Source organism: Shewanella schlegeliana (assembly GCF_016765635.1).
Taxonomy (GTDB): Bacteria; Pseudomonadota; Gammaproteobacteria; order Enterobacterales; family Shewanellaceae; genus Shewanella; species Shewanella schlegeliana.
The window spans coordinates 38617-57144 of sequence record NZ_JAESVD010000002.1 but is presented as its reverse complement, the minus strand read 5'-3'; the positions used below and the strand labels follow the sequence as shown (position 1 = coordinate 57144).

Sequence of the window (18528 nt, the reverse complement as noted above, 5' to 3'; positions counted from 1 at the left end):
ACTTGGTTTAATTGAGTTTTTTACATAAAAAAGCGCACCCTAAGGTGCGCTTTGCATTAAAACATAACAATGATATCAAGCTGCAAATTCCTCCTCTAAGTCGTCATCAAAGTCGTCATCAATGGCATCATCTTCTATTTTAAGTGTTGCGTGACGTTGACTTTCTGGTTTATGAGTCAGGCGATTGAGCTGTTTCTCCAGCTTTTGTCCCATTGCATTAATTGCTGCGTAAAGGTCGTCGTGTTTCGCCTGGGCAAATAATTTGGCACTTGGTATGCCCACAGAAGCTTCAATCTTAAAACCTTGCTTCTCCTGTAGAATAATAATATGTGGATTAATTAGCTGCACATCGTGTCTTGCTAATTTGTCTAATCTGGCCTCAATACGTTCGCGAATAGATTCAGTAACTTCGAAATGCTTGCTAGTAATCTTTATCATATGTCGAACCTTTTGTTGTTTCCTTGAGTTCAGATTACCAACCTATGACACGAAAGTCGTGATCTAAATCACGTTTAAAGGGCTATTTAATACTGTTCGTCTTTTATTTGATCACTTAGACAAATATAGCCAATAATTGACCTAATTTCCTTGTAAACAACAAAAAACCAAGTCATATTGGATTGGATAAGTCCTCCCTTATTTAGCGTTAATGGCAAAATTATTAGTCTAAATAACCCCATAGCACTCACATAATTCCCACTTTATAATGGCACTTGAAACTAATTATTTTTAGAGAGTGGCTGATAATGGAACAAAGTTTAGTCAAGATTAGAGTCTGGGATATACCGACAAGGATTTTTCATTGGGGGATGCTGTGCTTACTCGGTGGACTATGGTGGACTGCTGATGCGGGGGAGATGGAGTGGCATCAAATTTTAGCCTATGGCTTGATGGTGTTGATCGGGGTGAGGCTTATCTGGGGGATTATAGGTAGCGACACATCGCGCTTCAGTCATTTTGTTCACTCCCCTAAAACAGTGATCGCTTATCTAGAAAAAACTCGGCGTGAAGGGATCTCTGCTTCAATTGGTCATAATCCGGTTGGAGGTTATATGGTGATCACGCTTATTACTCTGATTTGTGTTCAGCTTATAACGGGGTTATTTGCAACCGATGAGATTTTCACAGAAGGACCACTTTATCCCTTAGTCAGCTCTGATACAGCGAGTTGGTTGACTTGGCTGCATAAAAAGAACTTTGATCTTATCTTACTGCTAGCTGCTGTGCATGTGCTTGCTGTTGGGGTGCATACGATTAAAGGCGATAGGATTCTAGCTGCGATGTTTAGTGGCTATAAGTCGTTGCCCGCATCGAAGCTTGAAGAGAGTAATACCTCAGAACTTACTTTTGTATCACTACTAAGAGCTGTGGTCTTAGTTATGATTATTGGCGCGTTAGTGATCAATTATTTTATGTGGCCGGTGATTAATATGCTCTAGTGCGTTTTAGCATAATTGGTGAGCCAATAAATGAGCCAATAAAAAAGCCTGTTAATGAACAGGCTTTTTTATTTCAAGATAAGTTAGACTTAATCTTTCTTGTAAATGTCATGGCAGCCTTTACAGCTTTTCCCTGTGTTACCAAAGGCTTTCTTGATTTCTTTCTTATCGCCTTTACTTGCTGCGACTGCCAGGATGGCTGCATTTTCTTGGAAGGTTTTCATCTTGGCGTCAAAGTCGGCTTTATCGCTCCAGATTTTTGCTAGTGCTTCGGTATCCCCCTTTTCAGAGCCTGCTACAAAACCTTCTAGAGGCAGCTTTGATAGTGCGGCAACATTTTCAGCGCGTTTAGCAAAAACGTCAGCATTGTATTCTTTTTTGCCTTTTAGCATCGCCCCCATATCGCCAAAGTTGTAAGCAATCAAGCTAAAAGCTGATTGACGGTAGTGGATGGCATCTTCAGCTTCTTTAAAGTTATTAGCCTGCACGCTGGTTGCCAGTGTTGCTGTTGCAAGTAGTGCGCTAATGCTCATTATTAGTGTTTTTTTCATATCGAATCTCACGTTTTTATTATGTTTTGTGAACTTAACCGGCTCATTGTAGCCAGAATTATTCAGCTGAATCCAATCGTTTTTTACTTTAGTTACGCTTAGTTACAAATGACTCTTTTATCTACTAAATTCAGCTAACGCTAATGGATGTGGCACAGTGTATACGGGGCAGATTCTTGCTACACTCCCTGTAGTGATGTACTAGTACGTGATTATTGGTATGAAACATAGTTATAAATTATGTTTGTAAATGGGAGTTTAAATGCGAGCAGAGTGGGATTCGGTTTTAGAAAAAATCTTATTGCAGCAAGATCTACAGAATTTAATCGTATTGTTCGAGTTGTTACTTACAGAGGAAGAGCGTAGTGCCGTGGCGGGGCGATTAAAGGTTTTTCAAACATTATTACAAGGCGAAATGAGTCAGCGCCAAATCGCTCAAGAATACCAAATAAGTATTGCCACCATAACTCGCTGCTCTAATTATCTTAAGCATATGAGTTTGCAGCAAAGAGACAATATTCAGCGGTTAATTTTATAGACGCTCAACAGCTTGGCTCTACTAGGATTGTTGCTGCCTTTAGTCGCTATCAGCTATCGACGATGGGTGTTACCGATATCTTCTAGTCGTTGCAAAGTGACGGTTTTATGTTTGCGGTTCATTGTGCGCCTCGCAAAGATATAGAGTGCATAACTTATTAACGCAATACTAAACACAGGCGCTAGTTTCGAGTCTAGTTTCAGTAGTACTAATGCGGTTAGTAGGTACAGGTATGGGGTGTGCTCGTAGATGAAGGTGGGCAGTTTGCCCTTTCTTCTACGTTTCTTAGAGTCAGTACGGCGATTACTAGAGCGCAGTACATCGACACGACTCCCCAATAGAAATAGCAGTGCTGCGAAGAGTTGGGCATAAGTTTGCTCCAGCATCATCAAGCTAACGCTACCTAGAGCTATATAAGTGTAGGGGAGGGCTTCATAAACGGGTCTTGATAACATTTGCAGTTCCTTTGCAAAAAGATTTTTCTGAGCAATTCCATTGTCCAATTTAGGCAGTGTAGACCATAAAAAAGCCCGCTTCACTTAAATCAGTGAAACGGGCTTAAATTCATTCTAAAGAACTAGAAGGATTTAGTGTCTGCAACCACAGCCGCCGTTACCGTCACAACCTTCTTTAGCTTCTTTTGTTTCATCGTCACTGCAGCATCCGCCTTCGTGTCCGTGATCATGGTCGCCGCCACAGCAGCCACCTTCATGAGAGTGTCCATGGCCACCACATCCACCGCCATGTGCGTGAATATGACCGTGAGCGATCTCTTCTTCAGTTGCTGCACGGACTTCAAGTACTTCAACGTTGAAGACTAATGACTGACCTGCAAGTGGGTGGTTGCCGTCAACAACGACTACGTCGTCCTTCACTTCAGTAACTTGTACTGGGCGCTGACCCATTTCAGTTTCTGCAATAAAGCGCATACCTGGAACGATGTCTTCGATGTCGCCAAATGCTGACAATGGAACTTCTTGGCGAAGACCGTCATGATATGGGCCGTACCCTTGCTCTGCATCAACAGTTACATCAAGGATGTCACCCTGTGCCTTGCCTTCAAGTGCAGCCTCTAAGCCAGGGATCATATTTTCTGCACCATGCAGATAGATCATTGGCTCGCCTTCAAAAGAACTTTCTACAAGCTGACCTTTCGCATCTGATAATCGGTAATGGATGCTAACAGCACATTTTTCGGTGATTTTCATATTGGCTCCAATCGGAAATTTGCGCGCATTCTAGCCTGCTTTAAAGGGATTTGCGATAGGGTGAATGCACTTCTGCTACCTAAACCACATCTTTTATTGTCAGGAAATAGAGTCTGCCTGAGCGGTCTTGATCTGAGATGTATGATTTTTTTATCGATTAGTCGCAATTTATCTAACGCTGAACTTTAAGTTTATTTCGGTAGTAGACTCAGATTAATTTGTTAATAGCCTCCTTTTGATAGGTATTATTGCTCTAGCTGAGTTGATACTAACTTTATTGGTCTTGCGTTGATGGTAGGTTTATTTATTGTATTTATATTAATTAGTTACAGCTTTGCTTGCTGTTTGCTTTTACGTAAGCGTAATAGTTTATTAAACGCAGCGTCTACCATGGGAGATTGTAAACGAATATTTATGAGGGTTTTCTTCTATATTTAGCTTCTAGGGTTACTAATCGCAAGAAACTTGTAATTAGGGGTTGACACTTACTGCTGAAAAAGGCAATTCTGTTAGAACACAAATTAATCCAATTGGATAATAACGAATTTTTATGTTTAGCCACGTTTTAATGAACACCACCATTATTACAACCACCACGATTACCAACGTGGGGGCGGGCTAAGCACAACCTGATATAAGTAAAATATCAAGCCCGCTCCCCCTAAAGGAGCGGGCTTTTTTGTTTCTTGGGTGGCGCGGCAAAAGGAGTTTTGATGAAAGTTATGAAGTTTGGCGGTACCTCGCTAGCTAATTGGCAGCGTTTTAAAGGGGCTGCAGAGATTGTTAATGACTCTGCTAATTCTGAGCCAACAGCAGTAGTTCTATCCGCGCCAGCTACGGTAACCAATGGTCTTATTGAGATGGTTGAAGTTGCCATTAATGGTGGTGATTATCGCGCTGTGCTAGCTAAGGTAGAAAAAGTATTTAATGATCTGTACGGCGCAGCAGGAGCAAGTTTAAACGCCGAGCAAAATGCGACTTTGGCTGAGAAGCTTAAGCTACAACTCAGTTTTTGGCAGAGTAAATTAGAAGGGATGAGCTTACTTGGTGAATGCCCTGAAAGCGTTGAAGCGCAGATCTTAGTCGGCGGTGAAAAGTTGTCATCTGCGCTAATGGTTGAGGTGATTAAATCCTTTAGCCATAGCGCTAACCTGCTACTTCCAGAGTCTTTGCTAGTTGGCTATGGTCCGCGTCTTGAATCAGCAGTCGATATTGAAGCGAGTAAACTTCGTTTTAATGCCTTAGATTTAACTGTTGCAGATGTTTGGGTGATGCCTGGATTTACCGCTGGGGATGCTCAAGGCAATGTTGTGACACTTGGGCGCAATGGTTCTGATTATTCGGCTGCGGTATTGTCGGCTTGTATCGGCGCAAGTTGCTGTGAGATCTGGACCGATGTTGATGGTGTCTATAATACAGATCCAAGAGTCGTAGCTGATGCGAAACTCTTATCACAGTTAAGCTATCAAGAAGCGATGGAGGTCTCCTACTTTGGGGCCAAGGTTCTACATCCTAAAACGGTAGCACCTATCGCGCAGTATCATATTCCTTGCTATATCCGTAATACCTTCAATCCACAAGCTGTGGGTACACTGGTGTCGGACAAACCCGATGAGACAGGGCTCAATGTAAAAGCGATTTCTAACCTAGACGATCAAACAATGTTTGACGTGTCAGGTCCGGGTATGAAAGGGATGGTCGGCATGGCCAGCCGCACACTTGGCGCAATCTCCCGCTCAGGCGTATCTGTATCCTTAATCACCCAAAGCTCCTCTGAATACAGCATCAGTTTCTGTGTTGCCACTGAAGATGCGATTAAAGCTAAGTTTGCTTTAGAGCAGGAGTTTGAGCTTGAACTTAAAAGTGACATTTTAGAGCCGATTGAGATGCGTCACGATTTAGCGATTGTATCGCTAATCGGCGATGGTATGCGCACCCACAAAGGTGTGGCGGCTAAATTCTTCCAAGCACTTGCTCAGGCAACGGTTAATATCGTTGCGATCGCCCAGGGCTCTTCTGAGCGTTCAATCTCAGCTGTGGTTGAGCAGCGTAAAACGAAACATGCAATCTCTGCCTGTCATCAGTCTTTTTTCGATGTGCAGCACTATTTAGATGTCTTCCTCGTTGGCTGCGGCAACGTCGGAGCGGGTTTGCTTGAGCAGATAAAGCAGCAACGTAGCATGTTAAAAGAGCAACATATTGCTATCCGTGTTTGTGGCATCGTTAACTCTAAAAAGATGCTGTTAGATCCTCAGGGTATTGATTTAGCCAACTGGCAGGGCGTATTGGCCGATTGTGAGCAAGAGGCGGATCTCGATGGGATGTTGGTTTGGGCGAAAGAGCAGCAGCTGCTCAACCCTGTGCTGGTGGACTGTACCTCGAGTGAACTGGTATCGAATAAGTATCTTGATGTGATGAATGCGGGTTTACACGTGGTGACTCCCAATAAGAAGGCTAACACTCGTGATATGGCCTATTACCAAGATTTAAGGAAAACTGCACTTAAGCAGCGTCGCCAGTTCCTCTACGAAACAACCGTTGGTGCAGGGTTGCCAGTTATCGATAACTTAAAGAAACTACTATTTGCTGGTGATAAGTTGCTGCGTTTTAACGGTATCTTGTCTGGTAGCCTCTCTTATATCTTCGGAATGCTAGATGAGGGGATGACGCTGTCACAAGCGACATCTATCGCAAGAGAGAAGTGCTTTACCGAGCCGGACCCTCGTGATGACTTAAGTGGTATGGATGTTGCGCGTAAGGTGCTTATTCTTGCACGAGAGGTAGGGATGGAGCTTGAGCTTAGCGATATCCATGTGGAGTCTGTGCTACCCGAGTCATTCGACGCCTCAGGTAATGTTGAGCAGTTTATGGCCAACCTTCCGGCTTTAGACTCTGCTGTTGCTCAACGTATTGAAGCGGCCAAGGCCCAAGGCAAGGTTTTGCGCTATGTCGGCCAGATAGATGATGAGGGCTGCAAGGTTAAGATTGCCGAAGTCGATGCAAGCGATCCGCTATATAGCGTAAAAGGCGGCGAGAACGCACTGGCCTTCTATAGCCGCTACTACCAACCGATCCCATTTGTACTTCGGGGATATGGCGCGGGTACCGATGTCACCGCTGCAGGTGCATTTGCCGATATATTACGTACTCTAAATTGGACTCGAGAGGTGGGTGTATGAGCGTAACGATTTATGCCCCAGCATCGATGGGCAACGTCGGCGTAGGTTTTGACCTGCTTGGTGCCGCCTTGGCTCCTATCGATGGCAGTTTGCTTGGCGATACAGTCAAAGTTGAGTCTGCCGAGCAGGGACTGTCACTCGTTCTTGCTGGCCACTGGGCTAGCAAGCTTCCGCAAAATGAGCGAGAGAATATTGTTTATCAGTGTGCAGAGTTTTTCTTAGGCCATCTCGATAAAGATGTTGGCCTTAAATTAACTTTAGAGAAGAACTTACCTGTGGGCAGTGGACTCGGATCGAGTGCGAGCTCAGTAGTTGCCGCCTTAGCGGCCTTAAATGACTTTTTCGATAAGCCGTTTTCAGAGCAAGAATTGCTACGTTTAATGGGCGAGTTTGAAGGTAAGATCAGTGGCTCAATTCACTATGATAATGTCGCACCTTGTTACTTAGGTGGTATGCAGTTAATGCTTGATACGTCACAGCGAGTGTGTGAGTCGATCCCTGATTTTCAGCAGTGGTATTGGGTGGTGGCCTACCCAGGCATTTCGTTATCGACCTCAAGAATGCGTCAATTAATGCCAAACCAATTTGATAAGCAGACCACGATTGATTTTGGTCGTTACTTAAGTGCCTTCGTTCATGCCTCATATAAACAAGATGCAGAGCTAGCTATTGCGGTATTAAAGGATGTGTTAGCCGAGCCTTATCGTGCGGCTGAAATCCCTAATTATCAAAATGCTAAAATGGCTTTAGCCGAGTTAGGCATGTTGACAACTGGGATCTCCGGCAGTGGACCGACACTGTTTAGCATCACCGATAACCTTGATGTCGCCAAACGAGCTCAGCAGTGGCTGGATAACAATTATGTCGAGTCTGGTAAAGGCTTCTCTCATATATGCCAAATCGATAGTCTAGGGGCACGCCGAGTCGATTAAGTGTCTTAACTAGACCCAATAAACAGAATTTTAAGGAAGTCGTCATGGAGTTGTATAACCTAAAACACCCATCACAGGTGGTGAGTTTTACTGAAGCGGTTAAGTTAGGTCTTGGCAAAGACAGAGGCCTGTTTTTTCCTAAAGTCATTCCGCAGTTACAAGATATCGATAGTTTACTGGCATTGCCTTTTGTAGAAAGAAGCAAGAAAGTGATCGGTGCATGGTTAGCCTCCGAGCTTGGACAAGACACCGTTGATAGATTGGTGGAGCGCGCCTTTAACTTTGATCTTCCTTTAGTGAAGGCCGACACTAATCTCTATAGTCTTGAGCTATTTCATGGGCCAACCCTCGCCTTTAAAGATTTTGGCGCACGCTTTATGGCCCAGTGTCTAAATGAGTTGGCAAAGTCGGATAAGATTAACATCCTTACAGCCACTTCCGGTGATACCGGTGCCGCCGTAGCCGACGCCTTCTATGGCTTAGACAATATCAATGTGGTGGTCTTATACCCTAAGGGTAAGATCAGTGTGCTACAGGAAAAGATGTTTACCACCTTAGGAAACAATATCCACACGGTCGCGGTAGAGTCTGATTTTGATGCGTGTCAGAGCCTGGTTAAGCAGTCATTTGAAGATCTAGATATTAGAGATGGCTTGCATCTTAACTCAGCAAACTCAATCAATATCAGTCGGTTACTAGCACAGATCTGTTACTATTTTGAGGCTGTTGCGCAGTTTAAACAGCAAAATGAGGGCGAGCCTGTGATTGCTGTTCCAAGTGGCAACTTTGGCAATTTAACTGCGGGTCTGTTTGCTAAGGCGATGGGGCTACCTGTAAAGCGTTTCGTGGCCGCGACTAACAGTAATGATACCGTGCCTCGCTATTTAGACTGTGGCGAATGGCAGCCAGAAGCAACCGTCGCGACTATGTCTAATGCAATGGATGTGGCAGAGCCGAGCAACTGGCCTCGTGTTGAAGCCATTGTTGAAGCCATGGGGTGGTCATTGGGGGATATTCTTGGCTTAGGGGTTTCTGAAACGGATACAACTGATTCTGTAAAAGCATTAAACAGTGCAGGGTACCTGTCAGAGCCTCATGCCGCAATTGCTGCGTTAGCCTTAAAGCAAACGATGTCTGCTGATGAAAAGGGGATTTTCTTAGCAACGGCGCATCCTGCGAAGTTTAATGAAGTGGTTGAGCAGATTTTACAAATTGAACTGCCACTACCTGAGCCGTTAGCCAGAGTTGTGCCGAAGCAGATCCTATCGGCCACTTTACCCGCGGATTTTGAGCGGTTGAAAACACATTTGTTCAAGGTTTTATCAGCATAAAAGTGAAGGTTACTAAAAAAAGGAAGCTGTTACAGCTTCCTTTTTTTTGTTGGTAAATTGTGGGCATCCATTTAAATATACAGTTGTATTGCAGACGCAGTTTCATGTATTTGATGCTTAATGAAATCTATTAACATCAGTAACTAAATGTGATGGGTAAAGCTGAATGGCTGTGATTTTTGTCACAAATTAATGTGGGGAATTTTTATATCTTGCGCCGCAGTTTTTAAAAAGCAGGGAATGATTGTGTTACGTGTTGTCATAGGTGTTCTATTAGCAAGTCTGTTAACTGGCTGTGCAACTGAAGATATTGAGCTGTACCACCGAATTAATGAAGCCTATGACTTTGAAGTGACACATTGTGATAGCTTTGCAATGGTGACCGGTTTTGGTCGTGGTGATAATGCACTCGCCGATGCAAGGCTTAGTGCCATTAAACAAGGTGAAGAGCTTAAAGGCACTCATATAGTATGGCTACAATCGGATCTAGGCGAGCCAACCAAAGTGGTTGCTGTGATCTATAAGTGTTTAATGTAATTTAAAGCGCTGCCTTATAGCGATAGCTATCACTGCTTAGCAAGGTAGCGTAACCAATTTATCTCTTGCTGCCATAGCTCCGGGCGCACTGTCTCCAAGATCAGTGGGATCCCTTTTACTGGCTCTAACTTCATCAGGCTAGCAAATGCCTCTTGCCCTATCTCTCCTTGCCCTAAAGATTCATGACGGTCTACTCGACTATTGAGCGGCGTCTTGCTGTCATTTAAGTGCATCGCCTTTAGGTATTGGTTGCCTATAACCTTATCGAATAATTCAAACGTTTGTGTGCAGGTGTCTTGGGTTCGAATATCGTAGCCTGCAGCAAATAGGTGACAGGTATCGATACAGACCCCGACTCTAGACTTATCTTCTACCCCATCAATTATCTGCGCCAGTTGCTCAAAACTGTGGCCAAGATTTGAACCTTGCCCTGCGGTGTTTTCAATGACAGCAGTTACGCTCTGTGTACGTTCGAGGGCGAGATTTATCGATTCACTGATCTTCGTTAAACAGTCATCGATTGCTAGCTTACGTAGATGGCTACCGGGATGAAAGTTAAGTAACGATAAGCCTATCTGTTCACAGCGCTGCATCTCGTCATAAAAGGCTTCACGTGACTTATTGAGAAGTTCAGGATCTGGATGCCCAAGATTAATTAGATAGCTGTCATGGGGTAAAATCGCCTCAGGTGAAATACCAGCATCATTACAGTTGTGCTGAAATAGCTCTATCTGTTTAGGATCTAACGGGGCTGCCTGCCAGCGGCGCTGGTTTTTGGTGAAAAGGGCAAACGCATTGGCGCCAATAGCAGCAGCGTTGAGGGGAGCGTTAGCTATGCCACCAGCTGCGCTAACATGTGCTCCAATAAGGTGTGAGGCTTGCATCTATACTTGTCCTTGTTGAGCTTAAGTTTGTTTAATCGCTATTATGCCATGGGAGATCTACACTGGAGTTTTTATATTTATTGTCAGTGAATTTGTCAGCTGCAAGTGTTTGTTAGTTAATCTAAATTAAGTTGATCTTCATCACTAAAGCCATTGTGATTGGTTTGTTATATTGGGCGTTATTTATACGGTTTACTAATATAAAAGATAGTGGGTGCGAATTAGGATGGAGATGACTATGCTAGCGAGACTCATGCATGACCATAAGCATATTGCCATTTTGCTTAAGGTTTTAAAGGCTAAATATACTAAGTTAGCTGCAGGTGAAGCGATAAATTATAATGTGGTACGAGACATAGTGGAGTATATGCAGAGTTATGCTGAGCATAGCCACCACCCACTGGAAGAGGTTATTTCAGAGTTTTACTGGAACAAGCTTGGCCGTGCACATATTAATGAAAAACTGACTTCGGAACACTTAAAGTTAGGGGAGGCGTCAGCTTCCCTTATGGCCACGTTAAATCTGATTTTAAATGATATTGTAGTATCGAAAGAGCAGTTAGTAGCCGATCTTGAAAGTTATGTGAGAATGCAGCAATCACATATGGAATATGAAGAGTCAACGGTATTTCCCAAGTGGAAAGAGGTGATAACCGATGATGACTGGAAAGCCGTTGCGGTGATATGCAACGAACGCTTGATTGATGACCCTTTGTTTAATGAAAATGACAAAGCATTATTTGAAGAGTTAAGAGAATACTTAGAAACGGCTGAATAGATGATACTTAATGATAAAACTAAAAAGAGCGCTGAGCGCTCTTTTTATCTTTTTGTTACATCAGGAGGGTATCTAGCTCGCCATTGAAGCTGTTATCCATCTCTTGAAGTTCTTTGAGTAAGCGGTGCTTCTCTTTTAGAGCTTCAATTTCACGCCATTTTCGCTTTTTATTGGAGCTTCTTGAGCGGCTTGGCTTCTCAACAATGTTATCTAGCGCACTACCATAATCGAGTCGATTCATGGCAACCTCCTATTGTTTATTTTGTCTTCAATTTAATAGCATGATTTTTATTCATGGTGCAACTAAAATGTTTCGAAAATGTTAAATCAACATGAAGTTTTAATGTTTTAGTTTGAGCTAGAGCAGGTGATATATGAGTGGTTTTGTCGCCATAGTGGAAGGCTCTGCTAGTTAAAAACAAAAAAGCCAGTCGAAACTGGCTTTTTGAGGAGAGAATTCAGCTTAAATATTTCCCTGCCTAAACAGATTGATTAAACCATTACTGGATGAGTCAAGTTCCTTGGCCTCATCGTCTGCTGTCAGGCGGTCGAGTACATCATTACCCAACTGTTTACCCAACTCAACACCCCACTGATCGAAAGAGTTTATTTGCCAAATTGCACCTTGTACAAAGGTTCTATGCTCATAAAGGGCAATCAGGGCACCAAGTGTTGTTGGTGTCAGCTTATCCATTAAAATGGTATTGCTTGGTTTGTTACCAGGCATCACTTTATGTTTAGCAATAAGCTGCTTTTGTGCATCATCAAGTTTGCTGTTGCTAAGCTCTGCTAAGGCTTCTTCATAAGTACGGCCTTGCATTAAGGCTTGGGTTTGACCGAAGCAGTTAGAAGCAAGTTGTACATGGTGCTCACCAACAGGATTGTGGCTGTTTAGTGGCATAATGAAGTCTGCTGGGATTAGTGCTGTACCTTGGTGCAGTAGTTGGTGATATGCATGTTGGCCATTGGTGCCTTCACCTCCCCAGATAACTGGACCTGTACTGTAATCAACATCTGTACCGTTTAGGGTGACAGATTTACCGTTACTTTCCATATCAAGTTGTTGGAAGTATGCCGGTAAGCCTCTTAGGTAATGATCATAAGTTAGCACTACATGCGACTGAGCGTTGAAGAAGTTTCCGTACCATAGAGAGAATAGACCCATAATAACAGGCATATTATTTTCTAAAGGCGTATTAGCAAAGTGTTCATCCATTGCATGAGCACCGGCTAATAACTCGCGAAAGTTATCCATACCGATAAGTAGAGCGATAGGCAAACCAATTGCTGACCATAATGAGTAACGGCCACCGACCCAGTCCCACATTGGGAAGATATTGTTGGCATCGATACCAAATTCGGTCGCTTTAGCCACATTCGAGCTGACAGCAACAAAATGCTTCGCCACATCGGCTTGCGATGCACCTTGGTCTAAAAACCACGCTTTGGCAGTAAGGGTATTGGTTAAGGTTTCTTGAGTACCGAAAGATTTAGAAGACATCACAAACAAAGTGGTTTGTGGATTGAGCCCCTTTAATTTTTCAGTAATAGAAGTACCATCAACATTGGCAACAAAGTGACAGTTTAGTTCTCCCGTCCAATATGGGCGCAGAGCTTGAGAAACGATTTTTGGACCTAAGAAAGAACCGCCAATACCAATACTTACAACATCGGTAATCGTTTTACCTGTATAGCCTTTCCACTGACCTGATGTCAGAGATTCGACGAACTCACCCATTTTCGCTAGGGTTTGCTGAACTTCGGCGACAATATTATTGCCGTCGACAGTAATCACTTTGTCTGCAGGAGCACGCAGAGCTGTGTGCAATACAGCTCTTTGCTCAGTGTTGTTAATCACTTGGCCTGCAAACATCGCCTTAATTTTTGACTCAAGCTGACTCTCTTTCGCTAATTGAAACAGTAATGACATCGTCTCTTTTGACGCGCGATTTTTAGAGTAATCTAAAAATAAACCGCATGCCTGAGTCGACATATCACTGAAACGATCGGATTCAGTCGAGAATAGTTCGCGCAGATGAGGAAGCGTCTTACAGTGCTTCTTCAGTGCTTGCCAGCTAGCTTGTTGAGTGAGTTCTGTCATTGTATTGTCCTAATTCCGTTAAGACGAAAGCTTATCTTTTAGCATAACTTCGAGCTTGCCTTGGTCGATAGCGAAGTTGCGAATACCTTCGGCTAGTTTTTCGACTGCCATCGCATCTTCGTTAAACTCCCAGCGGAATTGGGCTTCAGTCATATCGGCTTCAGGTGCAACAACTTCGGTCGCTGGAAGTAGCTTCTGTACGATAGGCGTGTTGCTGTTAGATAGCTCTTCTAGTAATGCAGGACCAATAGTGAGTCGGTCACAGCCTGCAAGCTCTATGATTTCGCCTGTATTTCTGAAGCTGGCACCCATAACTACAGTGTTAAATCCATGACGCTTGTAGTAGTTATAAATGCTAGTAACAGATACAACACCTGGATCTTCTGCTGCGCTGTATTCAAGACCTGTATCTTTCTTGTACCAGTCTAAAATACGGCCAACGAAAGGCGAGATTAGGTAAACACCGGCTTCAGCACATGCACGTGCTTGAGCAAAGCTAAATAGTAAGGTTAGGTTACAGTTAATACCTTCTTGCTCAAGTTGTTTAGCGGCGCAAATCCCTTCCCATGTAGACGCTAGCTTAATAAGGATACGAGACTTGTCGATACCTGCAGCTTGATAAAGGTTGATCAGCTTGTGCGCTTTAGCGATTGAGCCTTCTTTATCGAATGAAAGGCGGGCATCAACTTCAGTCGAGATGCGACCAGGAACGATTTTTAGGATCTCTAAACCGATATTGACGGCGAGTTTATCGCCGGCATCTTCAACCTGCTGTGCTAGATCACTGCTCTGGCTTTTAGCCCAAGTGATGGCTTCTTCGATTAATGCACTGTATTCAGGGATTTCTGATGCTTTTAAAATGAGAGAGGGGTTGGTTGTTGCATCTTCTGGCTGGTAACGTTTTATGGCTTCAATATCGCCAGTATCGGCAACAATGGTAGTGAAAGGTTTAAGTTGTTCTAATGTATTTGCCATGCGTATTACATCCTTACTCTATGTACAGCATCTGTGTGACAGTTAAGTTAGTTGCTATTAAAAGCCATTTTAATGAACATTCCAACTATATATGAAAAAAAATTACACAAAAGTTGCTAAAAATCATTTAAACAGCCTTTTTTGGTAATCTAAGTACGAGATTATGCTAAGAGCTAGTGTTTGATAAAAGATTGATCAAGAAGTATAGCGTTTTTACCAGGCCTTAAAAATAAAAAAGCCCACGGTTGTGATAGCCGTGAGCCTTTATTTGCGAGTGTTTATTTCAGTACTGGAGTCACTGCTATATCTGTGACATGCGCTTCGATACGGCGATTGGCAGCGTTTGCTTCTGCTGAATTGCCTTCCATTAGTGGCCTTGTTATACCGTAACCTTTTGATGAAACTCTGTTAGGTGCAATGCCATATTCATTAATTAGCACCTCAGCAACGCCAGCTGCGCGGCGTTCTGAAAGTTTCATATTGTAGTCTGCTTTACCTGTATTAGAGGCATAACCTGAAATGGTAACAGTTGAATTCGGATGCTGTTTCAAATATGTAGCTAGCTCTGTCATAGCACCATATGAAGACTTTTCTACTTCAGCTGAGTTGTTAGCAAATTTAGCTTCAATATCGAGTTGGGTCTCTACTTCTAAGTAAATAGGACAGCCGTTTGCATCAACCTTATAGGTCACAGGTGTATTTGGACACTGGTCTAAGTCGTCAGTTACACCGTCATTGTCAGAGTCAGCGATGACAGGAGCTACTGGCTTAGCTTTACTACCAAAACGATAGCTCAACTCTAGTCCCCAGTAGTTACTTTCCATCTCTAGCGTCTTCCACTTGTCTTCATCAAGATTTTCATAACGGCGATACTTCGCTTGAAGTTTCAGGTTATCAGTAATGTTGTAACCAATACCCGCACCAACATAGGGGGCTACACCACTGTCACTGTAGTATTCAGTTCCCCATTGCTTATTATTAGAGATGAGGTAGTTGAATGCACCCGCTTCAGCAGATAAGCTCCAATCTCCTGCAAATGGCCAGAATGCTACTACGCCAAGGTTCATACCTTTGGCACCAACATCATTAAGTTTATTTGAATAGTCGACCCATTCCGCACGGCCTAGGTCGCGATAACCAAGTTCTATACCGAAGTGGTCATTCAGCAGGTAACCCGCGAATACGTCCCATGCATAGGGATCATCTTCGCCACAACTTTTCATGGTTTTTTGGTCACAGTTAGGTTCGTAATTGTTGATGCCGACACCGCCACCTACATACCAGGGGCTCATGCCGTCAGCCGCGTTTGCAGCAAAAGGTAACATCGAAGTAAGCAGAACTGCTTTTAGTGTGTTGTTCATCATTCAAAATCCTTATGTTTTATAATAAAACTCCTCCGTCTGCTCAATATTAATGTTAAGCAGTGCCAGCACTTATCACGGAGATCCATTATGTTTTAGCTGGCTGCAACTATTATCAGTTGTAAATACGATATTTTCCACTTAGTTTATGAAATTTCATAGCGAACTAAAGTAGTAAAAAGGGCGCTATTTAAAATAGCGCCCTTTAATTTAGTTTAATTTACCGCGGTAAATCTGAGAGTTAACGTGTCCATACCCAGTTTTCGATGCTTTCAGGGTCAACACCATTAGCCTTGATATAATTTCTATGATCGACTAGGCGCTGCAGCATGTCAGTAGTGATTGCGACGTGTTGTGTCTCATCGATTACACCTTGCTGGAATAGCTTATATGCCATATCGATAACGAGGTGGTAGCGTGATGTGCCATTACGCACGCCCATATCGAATGGAGTTGTTGTAGAGCCTTCCTCTTCATAGCCCTTGATTCTGAAACGATCGCTACCTTTATAGTCAAACACAAGTTTCTTAATGGTGTTTGGATAACCGTGGTAGTTGAATACAACTCCCTTATCGGCTGTAAACACTTCATCCATCAACCAAGGCTTGCTTTGGAACTCTAAGCTACCTAGACCACTGCTGGTAAGCTCTGTAACACTGACAAAGCGGATACGTACACGTGGCAGTAGTTCACGAATCAGTACCAGTGAAGCCATTGCCTCTTGAGTGACGTAGTCACCACAGCCGACGAGAACCACATCAGGGTTTTCATCTGATGCGAAGTCCCAAACCATAACGCCATCTTTAGCTTGCTGACGCGCTTCATCGAGAGTTAGCCACTGTGGAAGATCTTTCTTACCTGCAACTAAGATATTGAGCTTGTCACGATCGGCGTAAGCGCGCTCGGTGTAAACCAGCGTGCTGTTACCATCAGCTGGCAAGTAAGCAGAGATGATCTTAGGGTGTTTCTCAAGCATCGCACCTAAGAATGAAGGGTTTTGATGAGAGTAACCATTGTGGTCTTGACGCTCAAGCAGTGATGACAAGACGACGTTACAGGCTGGCACTGGTTTACGGAAATGTACCCCTTGGCTGGCGTATACGTATTTACAGTATTGGTCAGCCATTGATGAAACAACTTGTGAGAATGCTTCATAGGTTGGGAACATCGCATGACGGCCAGTTACTGTGTAGCCGTGTAACATACCGAACAATAGGTTTTCTGATAGTAACTCGATGACACGACCATCACGAGACATATCTTCGTCCCAGCTTTCGATAGGCCACTGCCAAGCACGACTCGTTTCTTCAAATACAGCTTGCAGCTGATTTGAGTAAGTTTCGTCTGGGCAGAAAATGCGTAGATTGCGCTGGTCACGGTTGAGTTTAAATGCATCACGCATCCATTCCCCCATCTTATACATAGACAGGCCACGATGTCCGCGTGGGGTTTCAGGGCCGTAGGCTAGCTTCTTAAGATCGGGCTGTGCTAATGCACGAACCACTTCACCGCCGTAGCTTAAATGTTGGCGGCCGCATGTAAGTTCTTTTGGTGGTAGTAGCGATTGAATATCTTCATCGAAGATCAGCTCACCTTGATTGTTGATGCTGTAGAGTTCACTGAATTTGTAACTGGCTAACCAGGTATTCAGTGCATCTAGATGACCTTTGTCAGTAGCACACTTATTGACGATAACTTGGTGTGACTCACAGTTACCTTCTAATTTCTTACCGTTAAATTCGGCGGTACCCGTCCAGCCTTTGGCGGTACGCATCAAGATGACTGGCCAGCGTGGTTTAACAATGTCTTCGCCAGCACGAGCTCGGGTTTGGATATCATTAATCATTTCATATGACTTATCCATTGCCGCAGCCATTTGAACGTAAACGTCCTCCTCTAGCTCATCGTCAACGATGATTGGGTGGTAACCTAAGCCTCTAAATTCTAGGTCAAGTTCTTCATGACTCATACGGCCCATACGAGTCGGACCCGAGATCTTGTAGCCGTTGATATGAACAATAGGCAGAACTGCGCCATTGTTTTTAGGGGAAACAAGGCGGTTTGCATACCAAGACGCAGCTAGTGGCCCCGTTTCTGACTCCCCATCACCAATTAGACATGCAGCAATCAGATCGGGGTTATCTAATACAGCCCCCCAAGCAACTGATAGTGAATAGCCCAGTTCACCACCTTCTAGGATTTGGCCTGGAGCCTCTGGGTTTGCGTGAGAAGGGTAGCCATAGGCTGCAGAGAACTTCTGGCAAATATCTGTGATACCGTCTTCGTTATAAGGAATGGTTTCTGGGTAGAAATGGCTCAAAGAGCCTTCCATAAATAGGTTTGCCTGAACAGCTGGGAAGCCGTGACCTGGGCCGACTAAGTAGACAAACGAGCGATTGTGCTTAGTGATAAGTCTGTTAACGTTTGCATAAACGAAATTGATACCCGGACAGGTTCCCCAATGGCCAAGTAGCCTTGGTTTGATATCGCTATGCTCAAGTGCGCGTTTATGCAGCACGTTTTTCTTTAAGTAAATTTGCGATGTCGCTAGAAAGTTAGTTGCTCGAACAAATTTCTTGAGTGCGACAATTTCTTGCTGATGTGCCATAAATAACCCCATTTACGTAATCATAAAGTTAAACAAATTTCATATTAATCACTATATTTGTAATTTTATTACAAAAACGTGGGCAACCTCTGATTTATTGAAAGCA

17 protein-coding genes are annotated in these 18528 nt (G+C 43.6%); 7 read left to right on the top strand and 10 right to left on the bottom strand.

Annotation, left to right across the window (positions count from 1 at the left end; genetic code table 11):
- Nucleotides 1-75: 75 nt before the first annotated feature.
- Nucleotides 76-438, bottom strand: coding sequence for a ribosome hibernation-promoting factor, HPF/YfiA family (gene hpf, locus JMA39_RS03290; protein WP_202720409.1), 363 nt, complete (start codon nt 436-438; stop codon nt 76-78).
- A gap of 308 nt (nt 439-746) precedes the next feature.
- Here hpf and JMA39_RS03285 point away from each other — a divergent pair, with 308 nt between their 5' ends.
- A complete protein-coding gene (locus JMA39_RS03285; protein WP_202720408.1) occupies nt 747-1439 on the top strand; it encodes a cytochrome b/b6 domain-containing protein in 693 nt (230 codons plus the stop codon).
- Nucleotides 1440-1528: 89 nt separating this feature from the next.
- On the opposite strand, the gene JMA39_RS03280 is transcribed toward JMA39_RS03285, so the two are convergent.
- On the bottom strand, nt 1529-1990 hold the full coding sequence (locus tag JMA39_RS03280) for a c-type cytochrome (RefSeq protein WP_202720407.1): 462 nt from the start codon (nt 1988-1990) through the stop codon (nt 1529-1531).
- A gap of 262 nt (nt 1991-2252) precedes the next feature.
- Between JMA39_RS03280 and trpR the strand changes: the two genes are divergently transcribed.
- A complete protein-coding gene (gene trpR / locus JMA39_RS03275) occupies nt 2253-2528 on the top strand; it encodes a trp operon repressor (protein ID WP_202720406.1) in 276 nt (91 codons plus the stop codon).
- Nucleotides 2529-2581: 53 nt separating this feature from the next.
- Here trpR and JMA39_RS03270 read toward each other — a convergent pair whose 3' ends face one another.
- Complete coding sequence (locus tag JMA39_RS03270) at nt 2582-2983, bottom strand: hypothetical protein (RefSeq protein ID WP_202720405.1); 402 nt, start codon at nt 2981-2983, stop codon at nt 2582-2584.
- A 132-nt stretch (nt 2984-3115) separates the two neighbouring features.
- A complete protein-coding gene (gene slyD / locus JMA39_RS03265) occupies nt 3116-3736 on the bottom strand; it encodes a peptidylprolyl isomerase (protein WP_202720404.1) in 621 nt (206 codons plus the stop codon).
- Nucleotides 3737-4449: 713 nt separating this feature from the next.
- Here slyD and thrA point away from each other — a divergent pair.
- The 4 genes from thrA to JMA39_RS03245 all read left to right on the top strand — a co-directional run bounded on the left by thrA (nt 4450) and on the right by JMA39_RS03245 (nt 9715).
- Entirely contained in the window at nt 4450-6915 is a 2466-nt protein-coding gene (thrA, locus tag JMA39_RS03260) for a bifunctional aspartate kinase/homoserine dehydrogenase I (protein WP_202720403.1), read from the top strand.
- Nucleotides 6912-7847 (top strand): homoserine kinase, encoded by a 936-nt coding sequence (gene thrB, locus JMA39_RS03255; RefSeq protein WP_202720402.1) that lies wholly within the window; start codon nt 6912-6914, stop codon nt 7845-7847. The genes thrA and thrB overlap by 4 nt, the downstream gene beginning before the upstream one ends.
- Before the next feature lie 44 nt (nt 7848-7891).
- A complete protein-coding gene (gene thrC, locus JMA39_RS03250; protein ID WP_202720401.1) occupies nt 7892-9178 on the top strand; it encodes a threonine synthase in 1287 nt (428 codons plus the stop codon).
- A gap of 240 nt (nt 9179-9418) precedes the next feature.
- Nucleotides 9419-9715, top strand: a complete 297-nt coding sequence (locus JMA39_RS03245) for a hypothetical protein (protein ID WP_202720400.1) — start codon at nt 9419-9421, stop codon at nt 9713-9715.
- Between the two features lie 29 nt (nt 9716-9744).
- Here JMA39_RS03245 and nfo read toward each other — a convergent pair whose 3' ends face one another.
- Nucleotides 9745-10599 (bottom strand): deoxyribonuclease IV, encoded by an 855-nt coding sequence (gene nfo, locus JMA39_RS03240; protein WP_202720399.1) that lies wholly within the window; start codon nt 10597-10599, stop codon nt 9745-9747.
- 238 nt (nt 10600-10837) lie between these two features.
- Here nfo and JMA39_RS03235 point away from each other — a divergent pair, with 238 nt between their 5' ends.
- A complete protein-coding gene (locus JMA39_RS03235) occupies nt 10838-11377 on the top strand; it encodes a hemerythrin domain-containing protein (protein ID WP_237732585.1) in 540 nt (179 codons plus the stop codon).
- A 55-nt stretch (nt 11378-11432) separates the two neighbouring features.
- On the opposite strand, the gene JMA39_RS03230 is transcribed toward JMA39_RS03235, so the two are convergent.
- The 5 genes from JMA39_RS03230 to JMA39_RS03210 all read right to left on the bottom strand — a co-directional run bounded on the left by JMA39_RS03230 (nt 11433) and on the right by JMA39_RS03210 (nt 18422).
- Entirely contained in the window at nt 11433-11618 is a 186-nt protein-coding gene (locus tag JMA39_RS03230) for a DUF3545 family protein (RefSeq protein ID WP_202720398.1), read from the bottom strand.
- 222 nt (nt 11619-11840) lie between these two features.
- Nucleotides 11841-13478: a glucose-6-phosphate isomerase gene (pgi, locus tag JMA39_RS03225; protein ID WP_202720397.1), complete on the bottom strand. Its 1638-nt coding sequence runs from the start codon at nt 13476-13478 to the stop codon at nt 11841-11843.
- A gap of 18 nt (nt 13479-13496) precedes the next feature.
- On the bottom strand, nt 13497-14453 hold the full coding sequence (gene tal / locus JMA39_RS03220) for a transaldolase (protein WP_202720396.1): 957 nt from the start codon (nt 14451-14453) through the stop codon (nt 13497-13499).
- Nucleotides 14454-14731: 278 nt separating this feature from the next.
- Nucleotides 14732-15817 carry an OmpA family protein gene (locus JMA39_RS03215; RefSeq protein ID WP_202720395.1) on the bottom strand — a complete coding sequence of 362 codons (1086 nt, stop codon included), beginning with the start codon at nt 15815-15817 and terminating at the stop codon, nt 14732-14734.
- Nucleotides 15818-16055: 238 nt separating this feature from the next.
- Nucleotides 16056-18422, bottom strand: coding sequence for a phosphoketolase family protein (locus JMA39_RS03210; RefSeq protein ID WP_202720394.1), 2367 nt, complete (start codon nt 18420-18422; stop codon nt 16056-16058).
- Between the last annotated feature and the right edge of the window lie 106 nt (nt 18423-18528).